This window comes from Salinispora goodfellowii (assembly GCF_059570675.1).
In genome coordinates, this window is record NZ_JCANTD010000008.1 from 120,205 (window position 1) to 141,439 (window position 21,235).

The 21,235-nt window shown below is 69.7% G+C and carries 16 protein-coding genes and 2 pseudogenes; 9 read left to right on the top strand and 9 right to left on the bottom strand.

The genetic code is table 11. From position 1 onward, the window contains the following. The first annotated feature begins 65 nt into the window (after positions 1-65). Complete coding sequence (locus tag T398_RS11610) at positions 66-242, top strand: hypothetical protein (protein WP_018215221.1); 177 nt, start codon at positions 66-68, stop codon at positions 240-242. Between the two features lie 102 nt (positions 243-344). Continuing rightward, entirely contained in the window at positions 345-2,033 is a 1,689-nt protein-coding gene (locus tag T398_RS11615; RefSeq protein ID WP_496446535.1) for a long-chain-fatty-acid--CoA ligase, read from the top strand. 76 nt (positions 2,034-2,109) lie between these two features. Here T398_RS11615 and T398_RS11620 read toward each other — a convergent pair whose 3' ends face one another. Continuing rightward, positions 2,110-3,252, bottom strand: coding sequence for a fatty acid desaturase family protein (locus T398_RS11620; RefSeq protein WP_496446536.1), 1,143 nt, complete (start codon positions 3,250-3,252; stop codon positions 2,110-2,112). A 15-nt stretch (positions 3,253-3,267) separates the two neighbouring features. Further along, a complete protein-coding gene (locus tag T398_RS11625; RefSeq protein ID WP_496446537.1) occupies positions 3,268-4,359 on the bottom strand; it encodes a ferredoxin reductase in 1,092 nt (363 codons plus the stop codon). 86 nt (positions 4,360-4,445) lie between these two features. Here T398_RS11625 and T398_RS11630 point away from each other — a divergent pair, with 86 nt between their 5' ends. After that, on the top strand, positions 4,446-5,690 hold the full coding sequence (locus T398_RS11630) for a PucR family transcriptional regulator (protein ID WP_496446539.1): 1,245 nt from the start codon (positions 4,446-4,448) through the stop codon (positions 5,688-5,690). Positions 5,691-5,818: 128 nt separating this feature from the next. Here the strand turns inward: T398_RS11630 and T398_RS11635 are convergent, their stop codons facing one another. Further along, the gene (locus T398_RS11635) at positions 5,819-6,592 is read right to left on the bottom strand and encodes a peptidase (protein WP_496446541.1); all 774 of its coding nucleotides are present in this window, start codon (positions 6,590-6,592) and stop codon (positions 5,819-5,821) included. Beyond that, entirely contained in the window at positions 6,592-7,875 is a 1,284-nt protein-coding gene (locus T398_RS11640; protein ID WP_496446543.1) for a VWA domain-containing protein, read from the bottom strand. Before T398_RS11640 ends, T398_RS11635 begins: the two co-directional genes overlap by 1 nt. A gap of 100 nt (positions 7,876-7,975) precedes the next feature. Between T398_RS11640 and T398_RS11645 the strand changes: the two genes are divergently transcribed. Next, the gene (locus T398_RS11645; protein ID WP_496446544.1) at positions 7,976-9,226 is read left to right on the top strand and encodes an MFS transporter; all 1,251 of its coding nucleotides are present in this window, start codon (positions 7,976-7,978) and stop codon (positions 9,224-9,226) included. Between the two features lie 31 nt (positions 9,227-9,257). Here the strand turns inward: T398_RS11645 and T398_RS11650 are convergent, their stop codons facing one another. Further along, positions 9,258-10,391, bottom strand: a complete 1,134-nt coding sequence (locus T398_RS11650) for a beta clamp domain-containing protein (protein ID WP_496446546.1) — start codon at positions 10,389-10,391, stop codon at positions 9,258-9,260. A 147-nt stretch (positions 10,392-10,538) separates the two neighbouring features. Then, on the bottom strand, positions 10,539-10,952 hold the full coding sequence (locus T398_RS11655; RefSeq protein ID WP_496446548.1) for a cold-shock protein: 414 nt from the start codon (positions 10,950-10,952) through the stop codon (positions 10,539-10,541). Positions 10,953-11,136: 184 nt separating this feature from the next. On the opposite strand from T398_RS11655, the gene T398_RS11660 reads away from it, so the two are divergent. Then, positions 11,137-11,817, top strand: a complete 681-nt coding sequence (locus T398_RS11660; RefSeq protein ID WP_496446550.1) for a formylglycine-generating enzyme family protein — start codon at positions 11,137-11,139, stop codon at positions 11,815-11,817. Positions 11,818-11,832: 15 nt separating this feature from the next. Here the strand turns inward: T398_RS11660 and T398_RS11665 are convergent, their stop codons facing one another. Further along, a complete protein-coding gene (locus tag T398_RS11665) occupies positions 11,833-12,429 on the bottom strand; it encodes a TetR/AcrR family transcriptional regulator (RefSeq protein WP_496446552.1) in 597 nt (198 codons plus the stop codon). A 121-nt stretch (positions 12,430-12,550) separates the two neighbouring features. Between T398_RS11665 and T398_RS11670 the strand changes: the two genes are divergently transcribed. Beyond that, a complete protein-coding gene (locus T398_RS11670; RefSeq protein ID WP_496446554.1) occupies positions 12,551-14,038 on the top strand; it encodes an MFS transporter in 1,488 nt (495 codons plus the stop codon). Here the strand turns inward: T398_RS11670 and T398_RS11675 are convergent. After that, positions 13,980-14,669 (bottom strand): annotated as a pseudogene (locus tag T398_RS11675) (ATP-binding cassette domain-containing protein); the annotation flags it as partial. The gene T398_RS11670 and the pseudogene T398_RS11675 overlap by 59 nt on opposite strands. Positions 14,670-15,111: 442 nt before the next feature. Between T398_RS11675 and T398_RS11680 the strand changes: the two are divergent. From T398_RS11680 to T398_RS11690, 3 genes are all read left to right on the top strand, one after another. After that, on the top strand, positions 15,112-15,954 hold the full coding sequence (locus T398_RS11680) for a HalD/BesD family halogenase (RefSeq protein ID WP_496446555.1): 843 nt from the start codon (positions 15,112-15,114) through the stop codon (positions 15,952-15,954). A 120-nt stretch (positions 15,955-16,074) separates the two neighbouring features. Continuing rightward, on the top strand, positions 16,075-17,880 hold the full coding sequence (locus tag T398_RS11685; RefSeq protein WP_496446557.1) for a choline/carnitine O-acyltransferase: 1,806 nt from the start codon (positions 16,075-16,077) through the stop codon (positions 17,878-17,880). Positions 17,881-18,057: 177 nt separating this feature from the next. Beyond that, positions 18,058-18,429, top strand: a complete 372-nt coding sequence (locus tag T398_RS11690; protein ID WP_496446559.1) for a nuclear transport factor 2 family protein — start codon at positions 18,058-18,060, stop codon at positions 18,427-18,429. A 165-nt stretch (positions 18,430-18,594) separates the two neighbouring features. On the opposite strand, the pseudogene ileS reads toward T398_RS11690, so the two are convergent. Further along, positions 18,595-21,227, bottom strand: a pseudogene (gene ileS / locus T398_RS11695) (isoleucine--tRNA ligase); the annotation flags it as partial. Between the last annotated feature and the right edge of the window lie 8 nt (positions 21,228-21,235).

Here is a 21,235-nt window from a genome sequence, read left to right on the forward strand (position 1 = left end):
GTTGTCGGCCAGGCCGGGAAGGCGGCAGAGCGTCCCCCGCCGACGGGGGCGGGACGGAGGTAGACATGCGGGTAGTACTGTGGGTTATCGGCATCGTCGCGGCCGCACTCATCCTGCTGGGACTGCTCTGGCAGGCGGCCCAATGGCTGATGGTTATCGGTGCGATCGCGCTGGTGATCGTGATCATCATGGCGGTGGTCAAGGTGCGCCAGATGACCCGGCAATCGCAACGACGGCACTGACCACCGGGCACTCGATCGGCGGTGCGGCGACAGGCACCTCGCCGGGTTTTCTACCAGACCGTAGGTTACGGTCCGGTAGACGAACGTGGGGAGGATGGCACCATGAACCTGAGCGCCGAGCGGCCGTGGCTTCGTAGCTATGCACCGGGGGTGCCGACAACCATCACCCCGACCGACGAGTCCCTGGTCGACCTGCTGCGAGTGGCCGTTCACCGGTTCGGCGACCGGACCGCACTGGACTTCTTCGGCGCCACCACCAGCTACCGAGAGCTGGCGGCCCAGGTAGACCGGGCGGCTGAGGCGCTACGCCGCCTCGGCGTCGGCCAAGGCGACCGGGTCGCACTGGTCCTGCCGAACTGCCCGCAGCATGTGGTGGCCTTCTACGCGGTGCTGAGACTCGGTGCGATTGTGGTCGAGCACAACCCGCTTTACACCGAGCAGGAACTCGCCCACCAGCTCGCCGACCACGGCGCCCGGGTCGCCGTGGTCTGGAACAAAGTCGCGCCGCTGGTGCAACGCACCGCCGGCACCACCAAGGTCGAAACGGTCATCGCAGTCGATCTCAGCGCGGCCCTACCCCCGCTCAAGCGCTGGGCGCTGCGGCTACCGGTGCCCCGAGCCCGCACTGCCCGCGCCGCGATCACCGCCCCCGCACCGGGCACCCTGGCCTGGGAACGCCTGCTGGCCGGCAGCGGGCCGCTGGCCGCCGAGCATCCCGCGCCAGAGTCGGACGACACCGCGTTGTTGCAGTACACCGGCGGCACCACCGGCACCCCGAAGGGAGCGATCCTCACCCACCGCAACCTACGCGTCAACGCGGCGCAGGGCCGCGCGTGGGTGCCGGGACTCCGCGACGGCGCCGAGACCGTGTACGGCGTACTACCGCTGTTCCACGCCTACGGGCTGACGCTCTGCCTGACCTTCTCGGTCAGCATCGGCGCGACCCTGGTCCTGCTGCCCCGCTTCGACGTGGACGAGACCCTCCAGGCGATGCGTCGCCGCCCGCCGACGTTCCTGCCGGCAGTGCCGCCGATCTACGAGAAGCTCGCCAACGCCGCCCGGGAACGCGGGGTCGACCTGACCTCCATCCGGTACGCCATCTCCGGGGCGATGTCGCTGCCCCCGGCCACCGTGGGCCTGTGGGAGTCGGTGACCGGCGGGCTGCTGGTCGAGGGGTACGGGATGACCGAGACCTCCCCGGTGGCGTTGGGGAATCCGGTGTCCGCGGCCCGGCAGCCCGGCACCGTGGGCATTCCGTTCCCCGCCACCAACATCCGCATCGTTGACCCGGAGGACCCGACCCGAGACCGCGCGCCCGGCGAGGCAGGCGAGTTGCTGATCAACGGGCCGCAGGTCTTCGCCGGCTACTGGTGCCGGCCGGAGGAGACAGCGGCGGTGCTGCTGCCCGATGGTTGGCTCCGGACCGGGGACATCGTGGAGATGAACTCGGACGGCTTCGTACGGGTCGTTGACCGGATCAAAGAACTGATCATTACTGGTGGGTTCAACGTCTACCCGTCCGAGGTGGAGGAGGCGCTGCGGCAGATCCCGGGGATCCGCGACGCCGCGGCGGTCGGCCTGCCCGGCGCCGCCGGCGGCGAGGAGGTTGTGGCCGTGGTGGTGCTGCACGACGACTGCACCACCGACGAAGCGGGCATCCGGGCCAGGTGCCGGGAGCAGCTGACCGCGTACAAGGTGCCGCGCCGGGTGGTGGTGGTTGACGACCTGCCCCGCTCCCAGATCGGCAAGGTGCTGCGCCGCGAGGTCCGCGACCGACTGCTCGCCACCTGACCCCGCGACCGGCTGCTCGCCACCTGACCAGAGCCCGGGCCGCCGAGCCGGCCCGGGCGCACTGACCTACGCCAGCTCAGGCACCAGAGGTGCCCAGCGCCGGTGCCGGCCGGCTGCTGGCCCCCTCGCGCGGCCGGCGGTTGGGCAACGACAGCCGGATGACCTTCTTCCAGGCGGAGAAGACCTGCCGGGGCAGCGATCCGGTGGTGTACTTCAGGCCGTACCGGTCGAACAGCGCCCGGACCTCCGGGACGACCTCCCGGTAGCGGTTGCTCGGCAGGTCCGGGAAGAGGTGGTGCTCGATCTGGTGGGAGAGGTTGCCCGACATGATGTGCAGCAACCGGCTACCGCTGATGTTCGCCGAGCCGAGCATCTGCCGCAGGTACCACTCGCCGCGGGTCTCCCCCTCGATCGAGGTCTTCTCGAAGGTCTCCACGCCCTCCGGGAAGTGCCCGCACATGATCACGGAGTGGCTCCACAGGTTCCGGACCAGGTTCGCGGTGAAGGTCGCGGCGAGCGTGCTCAGAAACGATGGCCCGGACAGCAGTGGGTGCAGCACGTAGTCCTTCAGGACCTGACGGCGGATCTTCCGGCCGACCGCTCGGGCCCGGGCCCGGAACGCCGGATCCCGGTGCCGGCCCTTCTTCAGGTTACGTCCCAGTTCCAGGTCGTACGCGGCGATGCCGTACTCGAAGAAGCAGGCGTTGATCAGGTTCCACAACGGCTGCCCCAGGTAGAGCGGGTGCCACCGCTGGTCCTCGTCAACGCGCATGATGCCGTACCCGAGGTCGTTGTCCTTGCCGATCACGTTGGTGTAGCGGTGGTGCAGCTCGTTGTGGGAGTGCTTCCACTGCTCGGCCGGAGAGACGTGGTCCCACTCCCAGGTCGTGGAATGGATCTTCGGGTCCCGCATCCAGTCCCACTGGCCGTGCAGGATGTTGTGCCCGATCTCCATGTTCTCCAGGATCTTGGCGATCGACAGACCGGCCGTCCCGATGATCCACGCCGGCGGGAACAGCGAGAAGAGCAGCACCGCCCGACTGCCCAACTCCAGGCGCCGCTGCGTCCGGATCAGCCGGCGGATGTAGCGGGCGTCCCGTTCCCCCAGGTCGGCCAGCACCCGGTCCCGGATCGCATCCAGTTCCTTTCCGATCACCTCAATGTCCTCCGCGCTGAGGTGAGCGATCGGGTTGGCGGGCTTGCGTTGCATGACGGTCACGTCGGTACTCCGGAATCAGTGTTCGAGATCGCAGGGGCCGGCGGCGGCCGACACGCAGGTTTGGACGAGGACACCGTCACCGGGAACCGCCGTGGTGAGCGACCCGTTGCGCAGGTCACGGACGGCGCCCTGGCGCAGCGGCAGGACACAGCCGTAGCAGATGCCCATGCGGCAGCCGGACGGCATCAGCACACCGGCCGCCTCCCCCGCCTCCAGTAGCGGGGTGCGGCCGTCGGCGGCGACGGTCACCCCGCTGCGACCGAAGGTGACGGTGCCGCCCTCGCCCGGGGCGATGACGGTCGGGCGGAACTGCTCGGTGTGCAGTCGTTCGCCGAGGCCGGCGGCGGTCCAGTGCGCGGTCAGGGCGTCGAGGAGCCCGGCCGGGCCGCACGCCCACGTCTCCCGCTCGAGATGGTCCGGCACCAGCGCGGCTAGGTCGGCGAGGCGGAGCTGGCCGGCATCCCGGGTGTGCCGCTCTACCAGCCGGAGCGAACCGGTGGTGGCGAGGTCCCGCAGCGCCGCACCGAAGATCACGTCCGCTGCGGTGGGCGCCGAGTGCACCAACGTGACGTCCGCCCCGGTGAGGGCCCCGCTGCGCAGCATCCCCATGACGGGGGTGATTCCACTGCCCGCGGTCACCAGCAGCACCCGCGCCGGCGGGGTGGCCGGTGACACGAAGTCGCCCTGCGCCTGGTCAAGCTGCACAATCGTGCCGGGTCGAGCGTGCCGCACCAGATGGTTGCTGACCAGTCCGTCCGGAATCGCCTTGACGGTGATCGTAATCGGGTCGTGGCGGTCGCCGGGAGCGGAGGTCACCGAGTAGGCCCGCCACTGTCGCACGCCGTTGACATCCACGCCGAGCCGGATGTACTGCCCGGGGCGGTGCCCCTGCCAGTCTCGCCCCGGCTGGATCACGACGGTGGCGGCGTCCGGGGTCTCCGGGCGCACCTCGACGATCCGACCCCGTAGGTCGGCGCCAGCACGCAGCGGGGCGACCAGGTCAAGGTAGTCGTCGGGCAGCAGCGGGGTGGTGACCGCCGCGGCGAGCCGCAGCAGCCCGCGACGCAGGGACGCCGGCGCGGACGGGCGCTGGACGGTGGTGGTCATCTCCCGATCGTGGCGGCGAACTGGCATAAAATCTTGACCTGGGAAGGTGAACCCGATGCGCGAATTTATACGAAGGGAACAAGTTCGTGGCCGAACGATCCGAGGCAACCCGGCGGGCCGCCCGGCTGGACCTGGATGACCCGGTCGCCGCGGAGCTCCGCAACCGACTCGCCCTACTCGCCGAGCACACCGTCACCGCGATCACCGCCGAGGTACCCAGCTACTCCGGCACCCTCACCGGGCAGATGCGGGACAAGATCGAAAATGCCGTACGAATCGCCCTCGGCACCTTCCTGCAACTCGTCGAACGCTCCCACGGGGCCGACCCCAGCACCCCACTCGTCCCCGCCATCGAGGCCGCGTACGCGCTCGGCAGCGGAGAGGCCCGCTCCGGCCGCAGCGTGGACGCGCTACTCGCCGCGTACCGGGTGGGCGCCCGGGTTTCCTGGCGCGAGATGTCCGCCATCGCCGTACGCGGACAGCTACCGGCCGCCACGGTGGCCGAGTTCGCCGAGCTGATGTTCGCCTACATCGACGAGCTCTCCGCCGCCAGCGTCGCCGGGCACGCCGACGAGTTGGCCAGCACTGGCCTCATCCGCCGCCGAAACCTGGAACGACTCACCCAGCAGCTGGTCACCGGAGCCGACGAAGAAGTACTGCTGCGCAGCGCGGAGCGGGCCGACTGGCCACCACCGCAGACCCTCACCGCCGTGCTGCTGCCCCGGTCGAACCTACGCCCGGTGCTCAAGCTGCTACCCGGACAGACCCTGGAGAGCGCCGACGACCTGCCCGGCGGTGGACCCGGCGACGAGACCGCCGGACTGCTCGTCCCGGACGCCCACGGCGACCGGCGACGGCAGCTTGCCCGGCTGCTGCGCGACCGGCGGGCGGTGCTCGGCCCGGCCCGGCCGTGGACCCAGGTCGCCTATTCCTGGCAGCGGACCATCCGGGCGCTCACCCTGGGTCTGCGCCCGGACGACGCCGGCGCACCCCTGGACACCGAGGCGCACCTGGCCGAGCTGCTACTCAGCCACGACCCGGAAGGCCTAGCAGACCTGCGGGCACGGGTGCTGGCCCCGCTGGTGGCGCTGCCACCCACCACCGCCGAACGATTGACCGAGACACTGCGCTCCTGGCTGCTGCACCACGGCCGCCGCGACGATGTCGCCGCCGAGCTCTTCGTGCACCCGCAGACCGTGCGCTACCGAATGGGCCAGCTGCGCGAACTGTACGGGGAACGGCTCACCGACCCCGCCACCGTGCTCGACCTGACCCTGGCGCTGGCCTTCCCACCCCGCGCGCAGATCTACGAGCTGCTGCCGCAGGACTGACCGGAAGTAGTCCCTCGCCACCGGCTCGCCCTGCCCAGCCCGTACGGGTCTTCGGCCGACCCGTTGTGACGTCCCGGCCGGGAGGGCGCCCGCGGACGCGGGCGCCCTCCCGGCCGGGACCCGCACCGTCAGCGACGACGGGGACGCCGGGTCAGACCGAAGCCGACGACTCCCGCCACCGCGGCGAGGATGCCGCCGACCGTGCTCCAGGCCCAGCGCGAACCGAGCTCGGGCAGCCAACCGAAGTAGCCGTCGTCGTCGCCCTCGGCCGGCTCCGTCGGCGCGGCGTCGAGTATGGTGCCGGCCTCGGTGGGCAGCACCAACGGCTCCGCCAGCACGCCGTCGTCGCGGGACCCCGCATCCGGCGCGCCGACCAGTAGGTCAACCTCGATCGGCAGGCCAAGGTCCTCCTCCGGCAGTTCGGCCACGGAGAGCCGGACGTAGTAGGTCCCCGGCAACGGATCGGCCGACCACGGCTCCGCCCAGGAGCGCACCTGCCGCAGGGTGCACCCGAGCGAGACGCTCTCGGCCTCGGCGGTAGCCGTCGGCGTCTGGGCACCAGCGGTGCAGGCCTGACGCCGCCGCAGCCCGTCGAAGACCTCCACGGTCCACGTCGACTCGCCACTGCGCTGCTTGGGGAACGACACGGTCGCGGTGATCTCGTGGCGCTCGCCGGCCACCGCCGGGAACGACCAGTACAGGTAGTCGCCGGTAGCGGCGTCCACCTGCACCGGCTGCCCGGCAGCGATATCGGTGGCGGTCAGGAAGGAGGTCCCCGCTCGAGTGACCGGGACCGCCCCCGGCGTGGGTGTCGGGGTGGCCCGGGCCGCCCCGGGCGAGACCAGCAGGGCCAGGCCGACAGCGGCCAGGACGGCTCCACCCCGCATTGAACGGACCGGCATCACTTCTCCCTCCAGGTCGCTACCCACCACCGGGTGAGTACCCCGGACGCCAGTCCGGCCAGCAGACCAGCCACCGTCAGCAGGACGAGCAGCACCACGCCACGACCGAGATCCGGGGCCGCCGGAGCGGGCGAGGACGCGACCATGTCCACGGTCAACTCAACCGGCATCCCCGGCGAGGTCTGGGTCCCCGGCTGGGGTGCGAAGGCGTTACTCACCACGAGACAGACGATGGTGGCTTCGGCCTCGGGGGTGGTGGACGGGGTGGGGGAGGGCTCATCCTCTGGCTCCTCCCCGGCCGACCAGCGCAGACCGGCGGAGACGACGTCGGTCCGGCCGCTACCGGCGTCCACGCCACGCACCAGTTCCCGACCGTCGGTGGCCACCGCCCGCAGCAGCACCGCGTGGTCGGGGTTGACCGGCCGGTCCAACGCCACGCTGACAGAGGCACGCAGCTCCTGCCCGGGATACATCGGCACCCGATACCAACGGTGCTCCGAGAACGTCTCCCGATCGCTGTAGACGCCGGCGCCGAGCAGCGGGGCGTCGGCGCAGACCGAGGTGCCGGCGACCACGGCCGGCGTGACCGTGTGCGTGTCCTGCGCCCGGTCGACCAATTGCTTGATCCGCCCAGTCAGCTCGTCCGCACTCTGCGCCGCGGTGTACGTGCCACCAGTGGCCGCGGCGATGCAGAGTAGCTGCTGGCGTACCTTCTCATCCGGGGCCAGCCCGAGGGTGTCCACGACCAGCTTCGTCCCCTGCGCAGCCAGCTCTCGGGCCACCTCACAGGGGTCCGGTGGGGCGCAGGTGTCCTCCCCGTCGGTGATCAGCACGATCCGCCGGGCGGTGCTACCGGTGCCGAGATCCTCGGCGGCCAAGCGCAGCGCCAGCCCGACCGGGGTGTACCCGGTCGGCCGAAGCGTCGACACCGCCGCCTTCGCCTGCACCCGGTCGACCGGTCCGACCGGCACGATCTGCTGGGTGTCCTGGCAGCCCTGCTCCTTGTCATCACCGGGATAGGTGGCACCGAGGACCCGGATGCCCAGTTCAGTCTCGTCCGGCAGCGCGTCCACCACCTCGTTGAACGCCTGCTGGGCAACCGAAATTCGGCTTCGCCCGTCGATGTCGGTGGCCCGCATCGACCCGCTGACATCAAGGACCAGCTCGACCTTCGGTGGCTCGACCGGGGTATCCCGATCCGCGAGGGCCGGTGCCGGACCAATCATCACGCTCGTCGCCAGCAGCCCGACGAGGGCTCCCGCCAATCGTCTCGTCTTGATCATCGCGCGCAGTCTATGGCAGCTCCACATCGGACGAGTTTGCGGGTCTGGTGACACAGATCACGCATGCTTCCGATCCGGACCATGCCTAGCGTCGGGGGACGTGGTTGATCCGTCGATCGAGAATCAAGAACCGCCGACCTCCGGGCCGCCGGTACGTCCACTCTCCCAGAACCGTGACTTCGTCATCCTCTGGGTGAGCCAGTCAATTTCCGCGCTGGGTAGCGCCGTCTCCTCGGTTAGCTTCGTCCTGCTGACTCTGGCCGTCACCGGATCGGCAGCACACGCGGGAGCCATCGCGTCAATCGCCGCCATCACCGCTGTGGTGTGTCGACTCCCGGCGGGCTCCCTGGCGGACCGACACGACCGACGACTTCTCATGATCGCGGCAGATCTGGGACGCACGCTGGCGCTGGGAAGCCTGGTCATCGCAATCATCATCGACAAGATCACATTCGTCCACATTGCCGCTGTGGCAGCCACGGAAGCCGCCCTGGCCAGTTGCTTCCAACCCGCGGAGACGGCAGCCCTTCGGTTTGTCGTGGCGCGAGCGCAGGTGCCCCAGGCCGCCGCCCGAAACGAATCCCGTACGCAGCTCGCGACGCTGGTCGGACCCGCCCTCGGCGGGATACTCTTCAGCGCCGGCCGGATGCTGCCGTTCCTGGTGGATGCCGTCTCCTACCTCGTCTCCGCGATGGGACTGGCCCTGATCCGACGCCCCCTGCACCACCACACCCGGGATCATCGGCCGCACCGAGGCCGCGGTTTCGTCAACGCGGGTCTGCGGTGGCTGTGGCAGGAGCAGTTCGCCCGGGGCGCGGTGCTCTGGTTCGCCGGTGTCACCTTCGTTTTTCAGTCGATCGGCCTGGTCTGCGTCCTCCTGGCCGAGCGGCACGGCGCCGGGCCGGTTGCCGCGGGGCTGCTGTTCTCGATTACCAGCACCGGTGGGTTGCTGGGCGCGTTGGCGGCACCCCGGCTGGTCGGGCGCTTCCCGCCCCGGACGCTGATCATGGCGTTCGGGTGGGTTGCGGCGATGGTGACGCCGCTGCTGGCGGTGGCCCACTCCGCGTATCTCATCGGTGTCCTCGGCGCGCTGGTCTTCTTCCTCGGCCCCGCAGCCAACGCCGCGATAATCGGCTACATCCTCACCCGCGCCGAGCCCGCCCTCCAGGGACGGGTGAGTGCCGCCGTGCACCTCCTCGGCGGGAGCCTCCTACCGATAGCCCCCGCGCTCGCCGGCGTACTGGTGCAGTGGCTCGGTGCCGTCCCGACTGTGCTGCTGTACTCGTCGCTCCTGCTCGCCCTCGCGATCTTCGCGACGGCAGCGCGGAGCCTCGGCGTGCGTCCACGCTGAACGGCGGTCGTGGCCAGCCAGCCAGCACAGGTCAGGTGGGCGGCGGATCCCCCGAATCGGTGGAGCGCAGGCGCGCACACGCCTGCTCGCACGCCCGTTCAAGTCGTTCCGTGGCGTCGCGGGACAGACCACGTTCGGCTGCGGTCCAGGACGCCCAGGCATGGACAACGTCCGGAAGGACGTCGCCCACCTCCGGATCACCGATGGCGTCCCGGGTCAGACCTGGCAGCCCCAGGGCAGCCATCACCCGGCGCGGGCCGACCCGCATCGGATGGCAGCAAGCCCGCTCGGTGAGCTGCTCGACGAAGAGGTCCACCGCCTGGCTCGTCGCGCCGCCCCCGGGCAGCTTGGAGCCAATGCTGGAGGCGAGGAACGCCCGCTTCATGAGTTCGACATCCACGCTGTCGGGCAGCGGGTCCGGCGGTGCGGCGGCGACGCTCAGGGCCCGGGCCCGGGCCAGGGTCAGCGCCCGCATCTTCCGGTAGGCAGCCGGCGCCGGATTCGGCTGGTAATCCCGATCTTCCAGCACCTCGTCCGAGGTGACGACCGCGTCCTCGAACAGCCGCCGGGCATACGCCGGGTCAACCGGCTCGGTGACCAGACCATCGACTCCGTCGGCACGGCGCAGGACATCCTGCAGCACCTCCACGTCCATGCCGAGGGTCAGCTCCCGAAACAGGCCACCATCGACGGCAAGGTCGATCATGGCCAGGATGCCGTGCTCATCGTCTCCGTCGTAGGAGAAGACGCACAGCAGGAAGGCGGTCTCGTCGAAGGGGTCGTGCGCCCACCAGCAGCCCTCCACCCGCACCCGGCCGATTGTGGCCGCCCAGGAGGCGTCGGGAACGCCCTGCCGGCTGAGCCGGTCGGCGTGCAACCCGGCCAGTTCCCGCTGCGTGTCGACCGGACTCATCGCCTGGAACGCCCGCAGCGCCGCCACCGCCGTCGGCGTCTCCCGCCGACCCAGCTCCTGGATGACCCGGGCATCCTCGCGCGCGGCGACAGCCAGGGATGGCCCGATCCCCTCCGCACCCTCATGGGCGAGCAGCTGCGTCATCCCCTCCTCGATGCGCCACGGCGAACCATCCGCCATGATCGAGAAATTCCACTCCACGAAGTCAGCGCCCGCAACGGCACGATCGATGCCCTGATCGCTGTCATCCATCCCCGGATTGTCGCAGCCGATCGATCACCAGACGACCACCTCGCCGCGCGCGGCGAGCCGTTGCCCGCCCTGGAGAGCGCGTCGCCCTCCCACGGCCCGCCCTCGAGGTCGGAGGGCGCGGGCCCCGGGCCGCCGCGCGCGAAGCGGTCAGTCCTCGACCCAGCCGTACTGACGGGCCATGGCGACCAGCGCCCGCCGGGCCTCGATGATCTGCGCACCGGTCATCGTGGGCACGTTCGCCAGCAGTAGCTCGGTCACGGCGCTGTCGAACTGCTCGACCGCCAGCACATCGCACTCACCGTCCTCGTCGGACAGCGGCTGCGGGCGACTCGGCACACTACGGCTCGACGCCGCCGGGGCCGCCTCCAGCGCCACGCTCGCGACCTTCAGGCCCCGTTCGGACTGCACAACCTCGTAGCTCACCCGCATGCCGGCGGCGACCTGGTGCCGCTGATCGCCGAAGTCATTCGCGTGCACAAAGACGTCATCGCCACCACCGAGCGGTGCGATGAACCCGTAGCCGCGAATGTCATCGAACCGAACAATTGTCCCTTTTTCCACCACAATCCCCCAACAAAGACCAACCACCAACAACCGAAGCGCGCAACCCGCGGATGGGCCCCACGCGCCGCCCAGCCTAGCGGCCCTGCCACCGGGACGGGACCCGGACGTCAGCGGGATCGGCTCCGGCCGCGCCGGAAACACCGACGACAGAAGCCTTTACCACGGGTACGGTCGGCGCCTTGTGGACCGGAACCAGCAGGAACTGATGATCGCTGTCCCGGCGGGGCAGGTCACGCTCTCCGACCGCCGAACACAGCGCCGATGGTCAGTCGACCTGAAGCCGTACGAGCTCGCCCGATTCCCGGTCACGCAGGCCCAGTACGCCGCGATCACCGGCGCCAACCCGAGCACGGCTCGCGGGGATCAACTGCCGGTCGAGGGGGTGTCCTGGTGGGATGCCGTCCGGTGCTGCAATGCCTGGTCACGACGGGACGGGTTGCTGCCGGCCTATCGGATCTCCGGCGACGAGGAAATCGAATGGGACCGCTCCGCCGGCGGGTACCGGTTGCCAACCGAAGCCGAGTGGGAGCACGCGTGCCGCGCCGGTACGACCGGCCCCCGCTACGGACCGCTGAACGAGATCGCCTGGTACCGCGGCAACTCGCGGGAACGAATCCACGCGGCGGGCGGCCGGCAACCGAACGCCTGGGGCCTGCACGACATGCTGGGCAACGTCTGGGACTGGTGCTGGGATCACTACGACCCGGAGGTCTACGGCAACTACCGGGTCCTCCGTGGCGGCGGCTGGTTCGACGAGCACTGGAGTTGCCGGGCCTCCGTACGACGCCGGAGCCACCCGACGTTTCGCGTGGACGACGTGGGCTTCCGCGTCGCCCGCTCCGTTCACCCCGAGTCGGACTGACCCGACGCCCGCGCCTCACCCCACGGCGTAGACCTCAGAGATCGCGGCGAGTACCTGATCCCGGGCGGCCGCGGCCGGACGGACGCCGACAAGCACGTAGTAGGCCAGCCCTTCCGCGAGTGCCACCAGGGTTACGGCCACCTCCACGGGATCGGTCCGGGCACGGAGGTGGCCGGCGGCCCGGTCGCAGCGGAGCAGCTCGGCGAGTTGGCCGTGGAGGTTGGCGTAGTCGACGCGCAGGCGGGCGGCGATGGCCTCGTCGGCCAGCGCCGCCGCGGTGAAGGACTGGCGTACCCGCAGATGGGCACGGGTGACGGCGTCGTACGGAATCAGCTCGGTGAGCACCACGGTAAGTAGGCGCCGCCGGCTGACGTCCTGGTCATCGGGTCTGGCCTTGGCAGCTATCCGATCGCTGGACAGGGCGTTGCCCCGTTCGAAGGCAGCCTCGACCAGTTCTCGCTTGGTGGGAAAATAGTGCTGCACCCGGCCGGGCGACACCCCGGCCTGCGCCGCCACCGCGACCAGGGACACGGCCGCCAGGCCGCGTTCGGCGACAACAGCCAGTACCGCATCGGCGATCTCGTTGCGCCGATGCTCATGCTCGACGCCCACCCCGCGGGTTCGACCGGTCGGCAACCCTTCCCCCCTTCCCCATCCAGGTTGCCCAAACGCTACTTCATGGCTACGGTCTGCCGTATAGCAATATGGTTACACTGATTTGATCGGGGGTGTCGTGAGGGGGTGGGACGGGGACAAGCCGGGCACGCAGCGCGTCCGGCGCGTCACCCCCGACCCGGCCTCCGGCCGGACGGCGCTCCTACTGGCCTGCACCGCGCAGTTCCTGGTAGTGCTCGACGCATCAGTGCTCAACGTCGCACTTCCGTCCATCCAACGGGCCCTCGCCCTTTCCCCGTCCGGCCTACTCTGGGTGGCCAACGCCTACGCGCTGGTGTTCGGCGGCTTCCTTCTGCTGGGCGGCCGACTGGCCGATGTATATGGCCGCAAACCGGTCTTCATCGCCGGGCTGGGGCTGTTCACGGCCGCGAGTCTCGTCGGCGGGCTCGCCGCCTCCGCCGGTGCGCTGGTCGGCGCCCGTGCGTTCCAGGGCCTCGGTGCCGCCGTACTGGCACCCGCCACCTTGACGATCCTCACCACGACATTTCCGCATGGGCCCGCGCGCAACCGTGCGTTGGCGGTCTGGACCGCGGTCAGCCTGGCCGGCGGCGCGGTCGGCAACCTCCTCAGCGGCACCCTGACCGAGTACCTGACCTGGCGGTCAACCCTGCTAATCAACGTACCGATCGGCACGTTCTGCGTCGTCGTAGCAGCTGCCACGTTGGCCGGAGGGCAGCCACGTGATCGGGTTGGCCGCCTCGACGTCAAAGGTGCCGCCCTGATCACCACCGCCCTGCTCGCGGTAGCCTACGCCGTCACGGCCAGCAACACGCACGGCTGGCGCGACCTGAGGACCGCAGCGGCGGTGGCCACCGGCCTGATCTGCCTGGCCGCCTTCGTCGTGGTCGAGGCACGCGGCGCGGAGCCACGACTCCTGCCACTGCGGCTACTGCGAACCAGGCCGATCTGGCTGGGCAACCTGCTGATGCTGCTGGTCGGGGCCGGCTTCCAGATCCCGCTGTGGTACTTCCTGACCCTGTACCTGCAGCAGGTACTCGAACTCACCCCGCTGCAGACCGGTGCCGGGTTCTTACCCCACACCCTGCTGATGATGCTGGTCGGCATGCGCGTGACCCCATGGCTGATGCAGCGCGTTCCCGCCCGGACCCTGGTCATCGTCGGAACCGCCACCGCCGCGGCCGGCTTCTGGTGGCAGAGCCAGATCACCGTGCACAGCACCTACCTGTCCGGCGTACTCGGCCCAGCCGTCGTGATGTCGATCGGCGGCGGGCTGCTCACCGTGCCGCTGACCGCCGTGGTGACCTCCGGTGTCTCCGGCCCCGACGCCGGGGCAGTCTCTGGGCTGACGAACACCGCCAAACAGTTTGGTGGAGCCCTTGGCCTGACCACATTGGTCGCGTTGACCAGCCGGGCTTCGTCCACCAAGACCGACCTCGTCAGCGGCTACGCACAGGCGTTCGCGTTCACCGCCCTCATCCTGGCCCTCGTCGCCGTCGTGGCGTTCGCACTACCAGCCCGGGACAGCGTCAGGCCAGTTCCCGGGTCTGCCCGGACCAACGCCGGCGCAGCCGGCGGTCGTGACTGACCACCACCACGGCGCCCTGGTACTCCTCGAGGGCAGTCCCCAACTCCTCGACCAGACCCAGCGAGAGATGGTTGGTGGGCTCGTCCAGCAGCAGCAGGTCGGCGGGCTCACTGAACAGCCGGGCCAGCGCCAGCCGCTGGCGTTGCCCGTTACGGTCCTTGATCGCCCGGCCGGGTGCCACCTGGCGGGCCGTGGTCGCCGCGACCTCCCGCAGCCGGTCCAACTCCGCCTGCCACTGTTCGTACGCCTGCTCCCAGCGTTGCCGGGCCGCCGCCCGCTCGGCCAGGTAGCCGGCGTACCCGGTGCCGTAGCGGACCAGGGTGCGCCGGTCCGCGTCCACCTCGATCAGGCCGGTGGTGACCTGCTCCAGGAAAACCCGGTCATGGGAGACCACGACCGTGGTGCCGCGTCGGGAGCGGAGGTACCCCTCCAGCCAGCTCAACGCGGCGTCGTCGAGGTGGTTGGTCGGTTCGTCGAGCAGCAACACCTCGCTGTTCGCGGCCAGTACCGAGGCCAGGTGCACGCGTGCCTGCTCCCCGCCGGAGAGGCCGCCAAGCGGGCGGTTCCGCTCCACCGCGGTCAGCCCCAGTCCATGCAACGCCTGCTCGACCCGGGCGTCGGCCTCGTAGCCTTAGAGCGAGCCACGCACCCGGCCTACGCTCGCGCTCGCTGTCGAGCTGCCCTCGTAGCTGGGGCACGGACCGGAGCACTGGCCATACCCGGCCACACCGGCCGTGCTCCACGTCATCGCCAACTTCCGCGCGCCAATCCCACCACTGTGCGCGGGCAGACCATGGCGCGAAGGCGAACCCGGAGGTCAGTCTCACTGGTGGGGCAGCTCGACAGCCAGCGCCACGTCACCAACACCCGACCGACAGGACAGCCCAACACCCAGCACCCCACCACCAACTCGGTGGCGGGCGGCAGCCGGGGAAACCTGGTCGAGCTCTGCCGACCCGAACTCGTCGCTGCGGCTGTGAAAAAGGTAACCAACATGAGGCTGCGCGCTGGTGAATCCTGTTAGGATTCCGCAATTCTTCATGTCGCCGCCATTGAAGAAGGGAAGCTTCTGAATGCATGACGTGGACACCGTGCGTTATCCACTGGCCGCTCCAGGAAGCGACGTATGGGAACACGTCGTCACAAAAACCAGCGCCGAACTGCGGGACCACGGTTGCAGTGTGCTACCAGAGTTCATTCGGCCAACCAGCTGGGAGACGCTACGACGGGAAGGCGCCACAGTTGCCCCGTCGGCATACTACAACGTTACCGAAACCAATGTCTACAATACGGAACTCGATGCCGATCTGCCGGCGGAACACCCGGGTCGCATCATCATGCGCCGCGGCAACGCGTTCGTCCCGCGCGATCTGATCCCCGCCGACAGTGTCATCCACCGGCTCTACCGCGACCCGTCGTTCGTACGCTTCGTCGCCGCCTGTTTCGAACTTCCCGCGCTCCACGAACTCGCCGACCCGCTCTCCGGCCTGGTACTCAACGTCGTGCAGCCCGGTATGGACCATCCGTGGCACTTTGACCTCAACGAGTTCACCGTCAGCCTGCTGACCCAGGAGCCGGAGGACGGGGGCGTCTTCGAGTACTGCCCGAACATCCGTTCGGCGGGTGCGGAGAACTTCGACGCGGTCCGTGCGGTGCTCACCGGTGCCGATCGAGCACCGGTACGGGCCCAGACCCTGCGCCCCGGTGACCTCCAACTGTTCAAGGGGCGGTACGCGCTACACCGGGTGAGTGCCGTGCACGGGGACACCGCCCGGCACACGGCGATCTTCGCCTACTCCCAGCGCCCCGGCGTGACGGGCAGTGTCACCCGTACGCGGCAGCTCTTCGGCCGGGTCCTACCCACGCACCACGATGCCGAACGTCATGCCATTCGAGTCGACCAGCTGCTGGATTAGCGCTCACGCAAGTAGCCCCATGCGTTTCAACCAGCCCGGCGGACGTCCGACGGCATACCCTTTGACCGCAACCACTGGCCCAGCAGACGGCCCGACGAGCAGCACCTTCCAGGAGGCCGAGTGAGTACGTTCGACAACGAGGACAAGCTGCCCTCGGTACCGCTACCCACGCTGGCGGAGACCTGTGCCCGGTTCCTCGAGTGGTCCGGGCCGCTGCTGACGGAGCAGGAGTTCGCCGACACCGAGGCCGCGGTGCGGGAGTTCGAGCGGGCCGACGGTCCGGGTCCGAAGCTCCACGCCGACCTGGTGCGGTACAACGAGGATGCCGCTACCCACAGCTGGCTGGACGATTTCTGGCCGGCCCGCTACCTCGGCCGGCGCGACCGCATCGCGTTGAACGCCAACTTCTTCTTCCTGTTCCGCGACGCGCCGCTGCGCGGGTTCACCGACCCACAGGCGGAGCGCACGGTGCGGCTCATCGCCGCCACCGTCAACTACAAGGTCCAGCTCGACGCGGAACGCATCCCACCCGCCGTGACCCGTGGGCAGCCACTGTCGATGGAGCAGAACAAGTTCCTCTTCGCCACCACCCGCATCCCGGGGCCGATACAGGACAGCGTCCGAGCGCCGTACAGCGAGGAGATGCCGGGCCCCGCAGCCGCACGGCACATCGTGGTGTTCTGCCACGGCAATGCCTTTCGGATGGACGTACTCGGTCCGGACGGACGCCCGTACTCCCTCGATGACCTGACCGCGGGCCTGCGGGAGCTGCAGAAGGCCGGCCTCGTGCCGGCGGCGATGACCACCGCGACCGGCCATCTCACCACCATGGCTCGGGCCGAGTGGGCGGCCGCCCGACAGCGGCTGGTCGCGCTCGACCCCAGCAACGCCGCGGCGCTGGAGACCATCGAGACGGCACTGTTCTGCGTCTGCCTGGAGGACCTGACCCCCGCCGACGACCTGGCGGCCTGCGACCAACTGCTGCACGGCGACAGCGGCAACCGGTGGTTCGACAAGGCGATGTCGCTCATCGTCTTCGCGGACGGCACCGCCGGCATCAACGTCGAACACTGCGAGCTGGACGGCACCACCATCCTCAGCTTCGTCGACGCGATTCTCGCCGGAACGCCGGAGCAGCACGCCGCGCAGTCCGGTGCGGTGGCACAGGGCATGCCAGCGATCGAGCCGGTCACCTTCGTGCTCGACGACGGGCTGCAAGCCGAGATCGCCACCGCGGCACAAGCCTTCGCCCAGTTCGGCGCGGACACCGCCACCGTGACCCTGTCCCTCGACGAGTTCGGGGTGGACGAGGTCAAGCGGCTCCGGATGTCACCCGACGCCTTCGTACAGCTGGGGTACCAGCTCGCGCACAAGCGCGCCAAGGGGTTCACCGGTGCCACGTACGAGTCCATCGCCACCCGCCAGTACTCGCGGGGACGAACTGAGGCGATGCGCGTCGTCACGCCGGAGGTGCTGCGGTTCGTCGCGGTCATGGACGATCCCGCCGCAACTGGCGACGAGCGACGGGCGGCGTTCCGGGCGGCGGCCGACAAACATGTCGAACGGGCGAAGCAGTGCCAGGCCGGCGCCGCACCGGAGCAGCACCTCTGGGAGCTACAGCTCATCCAGCAACGGCGGGGGGCCGCACTCGGCGTTCCGGAGTCGCCCCGACTCTACGAGACGCCGGGGTGGCGCACGATGCGCGACGACTACCTGAGCACCAGCTCGGCGCCGTCCACTAATATCCGCTACTTCGGGTTCGGGGCCACCAGCAGCCGGTGCATCGGAATCGCCTACGTGCTGCTGCCGGACCGGTTCCACCTGTACCTCAGCACTCCCCGCCCGGTCGCGGAGATGATGCACACGTTGGCCGACCGGCTCCGCGAGGCGTTGCGTGAGCTACGCGCCCTCCTCGACGAGCAGTAGCCGCCCATGGACTATCTCCACACCTGAACCGGGGGCTCGGGTGCGGCGCGGGCCTGCCCGCGGTTCAGCGATGGTGTCATTACCTAACACATAATCGACACTCTGCCGGCGGCGGTGTGAATCTTTCGGGGCCACGGAATACACCGCGTGGCTTCCGAGAAGAGAGGAGTCGCAGTCATGATCGACCTCACCGACACCGTCCAGCGCTACATCGCTATGTGGAACGAGCCGGACCCGACGCGCCGGGCCGAAAAAGTTCGCAATATCTGTACCGAGAATGCGACCTATACAGACCCAAAGGCGGACGTCAGTGGACCCGAGGCGATCAACGCGTTGATCGGTGCCGTCCGGGAGCAGGTCAGGGGCATGACCTTCACCCTGGCCGGGCCGGTCGACACCCACCACGACATCGCCCGCTTTACCTGGCACCTCGCCCCAGCCGAGGCGGCCGAGCCGGTGGCCGTTGGATTTGACGTGGTCAAGGCCGACCACGACGGCCGGGTTTCCGCGGTGTACGGCTTCCTCGACCAGGAGCCCTCCGCCAGCTGACCGTGCGGCGACCGCAGGGCCAGCCGTCGAGGAGACCAACCATCCGGGGCGGCGCCGCTTCGGCATCGCCCCGGATGATCCGGGCGAGAAGGGCGGCTCGGATGATCCGGGCTAGAAGAGCGGCTCGGATCATCCGGGCCGCCGCTCTGGCCTGGATGCCACCACTCAGTCGCGGCGGAGCCAGAAGGTCAGGCCGAGTGACTCGTCGGTGAACGACTCCGCGTCCGGCCAGGGCACGCCCTCGGCACAGTCGGTCGCGAGCACCTCGTCGGCTACGAGGGCCCGATGCTCCACAAGAGCTCGGGCGGTTTCCTCCCGGTGGGGCTGGTAGCGCAACGTGATCCGATCGGTGACCTCAAAGCCGCTGTTCTTACGGGCCTCCTGGATCATTCGGATCGCGTCCCGGGCCAGCCCGGCACGACGCAGTTCGGGCGTGAGTTCCAGGTCTAGGGCGAGCGTCGCTCCGGCCTCGCTGGCCACCGCCCAACCCGTCCGGGGAGTCTCGGTGATCACGACATCGTTCGGCCGGAGCTTTACCGGCTCACCGGCCACGGAGATCGTGGCCGTACCGCTCTCGCCGAGGGCGTCCCGAAGTGCGGCCGCGTCGGTGGCGGCGATGGCCGCGGCCATCTGCTGGACCGCCTTGCCAAGCCGGCGGCCCAGAGTACGGAAGTTTGCCTTCGCCGTGGTGTCCACCAGCGAGCCCGCGGCGGCGCCGAGCGCGGTGACCGAGCCTACGTTCAGCTCCGCGGCGACTTCGGCCAGTAGCTCGGGCGGGAGCGTCGCGAAGTCGGGACCGGAGGCGAGAGCTCGGGACAGCGGTTGGCGGACCTTCATCCCCGACTCGGCCCGCGCGGTGCGCCCCAGCTCCACCAGGCGCCGGGCGAGGGCCATCTGTTCGGACAGCCTCGGGTCCACCCGCGCTGGGTCTGCCACCGGGTAGGCGGCCAGGTGAACCGAGGGTTCGGCGCCCGGGGTGACCGAAGCTACCAGGTCCTGCCAGACCCGCTCGGCGATGAAGGGAGTGATCGGTGCCAGCAGTAGCGTGAGCGTGGAGAGCGCCTCGTGCAGGGTCGCCAGCGCCGCCCGGTCGCCGCGCCAGAACCGTCGCCGGCTGCGCCGTACGTACCAGTTGGACACCTCGTCGATGAACGCCGACAGCAGTCGACCCGCCTGGTGCGTGTCGAAGTCGGCCAGAGCGGCGTCGACCCGCCCCACCAGAAGGTGCAGTTCGGAGAGGAGCCACCGGTCCAGCACGGGCCGGTCGGCGGGCGACGGGTCGGCGGGCGACGGCGACCAACCCGCGGTACGGCCGTACGGGGACTGGAAGGCGACGGTGTTCCAGTAGGTCAGCAGGACCTTGCGGACTACCTCCTGAAGCGCGGTGTGCCCGATCCGACGAGCTGACCAGGGAGAACCGACCGCGGCCATGAACCATCGGACGGCGTCGGCACCATGCCGGTCCAGCAGCGGGATCGGCTCCAGGGCGTTGCCGAGGTGCTTGGACATCTTTCGCCCGTCTTCGGCCAGGATGTGCCCGAGACAGACCACCGTCTCGTACGGCGACTGGTCGAACACCAGCGTGCCCACCGTCATCAGGGTGTAGAACCAGCCACGTGTCTGGTCGATGGCCTCCGAGATGAACTGCGCCGGGTACTGTGCGGCGAACTCGTCCGTGCCGCGGTTCGGGTACCCGAACCGCGGCACGGCATAGCTCCCGAGTCGTACCAGGCGTCGATGACCTCTTCGACTCGTCGAGCGGTCGCCCCGCACCCGCAGGCGAGCGTCACCTCGTCCACGAAGGGTCGGTGCGGGTCAAGGCCGCTGTGGTCAGTTCCGGTCAACTTGCTGAGCTCGGCCAACGAGCCCACACAGGTCAGGTGTCCCTCGGGGCACCGCCAGATCGGCAGCGGCGTACCCCAGTAGCGCCGCCGGGACAGCGCCCAGTCGACGTTGTTGGCCAGCCAGTCGCCGTACCGGCCATGCTTCACGGTGGCCGGGTGCCAGGTGGTCTGTTCGTTCTCCCGCAACAGGGCGTTCCGAACGGCTGTGGTGCGGATGTACCAGGACGGCTGGGCGTAGTAGATCAACGCCGTGTGGCAGCGCCAGCAGTGTGGGTAGCTGTGCTCGTACGGGAACTCCCGGAACAGCAGACCTCGGGCCGCGAGATCCTCGATCAGCGGCCGGTCCGCCGCCTTGAAGAAGACCCCGCCGACGAGCGGCAGGTCCAGCTCGAAGCGACCGTCGGGCCGGACCGGGTTGACCATCGGCAGGCCGTACGCGCGGCTGGTGGCCAGGTCATCCGCCCCGAACGCCGGCGCCTGGTGCACCAGTCCGGTGCCGCTGTCCGTGGTCACGAACGACGCCAGCACCACGATGTGCGCCCCCTCGACGTCAACCAGGGCGAACGGCGGCCGATAGGTCCATCGTTCCAGCTCCTTACCCAGGAACGACTCCCCGGTGAGGTCCCACCCGTCGCCGAGCGCGGACGCGAGGAGCGGCTCGGCGACGACGAGTTGCTCCTCGCCGTCGGTCGCCACCACGTACCGGACGTCGGGGTGCACCGCCACCGCGACATTAGCCGGCAGCGTCCACGGAGTCGTGGTCCAGACCAGCAGCGCCGCGCGGCCGGCCAGCGGGCCGGTGGTCAGCGGGCCGGTGGTCAGCGGGAAGCGCACGAGTACCGACGGGTCGACCACCGTTTCGTACCCCTGGCCCACCTCGTGGTCGGACAGCCCGGTCTCGTCCCGTGGGCACCACGGCGCGACCCGGAAGTCCTCCACCAGCAGGCCCCGGTCGGACCGTG

What these genes read in the sequence shown, in the direction of transcription:
- T398_RS11640 (WP_496446543.1), bottom strand. Translation starts at nt 7,875, where the DNA reads ATGATCAAGACGAGACGATTGGCGGGAGCCCTCGTCGGGCTGCTGGCG.
- T398_RS11690 (WP_496446559.1), top strand. Translation starts at nt 18,058, where the DNA reads ATGATCGACCTCACCGACACCGTCCAGCGCTACATCGCTATGTGGAAC.
- T398_RS11635 (WP_496446541.1), bottom strand. Translation starts at nt 6,592, where the DNA reads ATGCCGGTCCGTTCAATGCGGGGTGGAGCCGTCCTGGCCGCTGTCGGC.
- T398_RS11650 (WP_496446546.1), bottom strand. Translation starts at nt 10,391, where the DNA reads ATGGATGACAGCGATCAGGGCATCGATCGTGCCGTTGCGGGCGCTGAC.
- T398_RS11610 (WP_018215221.1), top strand. Translation starts at nt 66, where the DNA reads ATGCGGGTAGTACTGTGGGTTATCGGCATCGTCGCGGCCGCACTCATC.
- T398_RS11625 (WP_496446537.1), bottom strand. Translation starts at nt 4,359, where the DNA reads ATGACCACCACCGTCCAGCGCCCGTCCGCGCCGGCGTCCCTGCGTCGC.
- T398_RS11680 (WP_496446555.1), top strand. Translation starts at nt 15,112, where the DNA reads ATGCATGACGTGGACACCGTGCGTTATCCACTGGCCGCTCCAGGAAGC.
- T398_RS11615 (WP_496446535.1), top strand. Translation starts at nt 345, where the DNA reads ATGAACCTGAGCGCCGAGCGGCCGTGGCTTCGTAGCTATGCACCGGGG.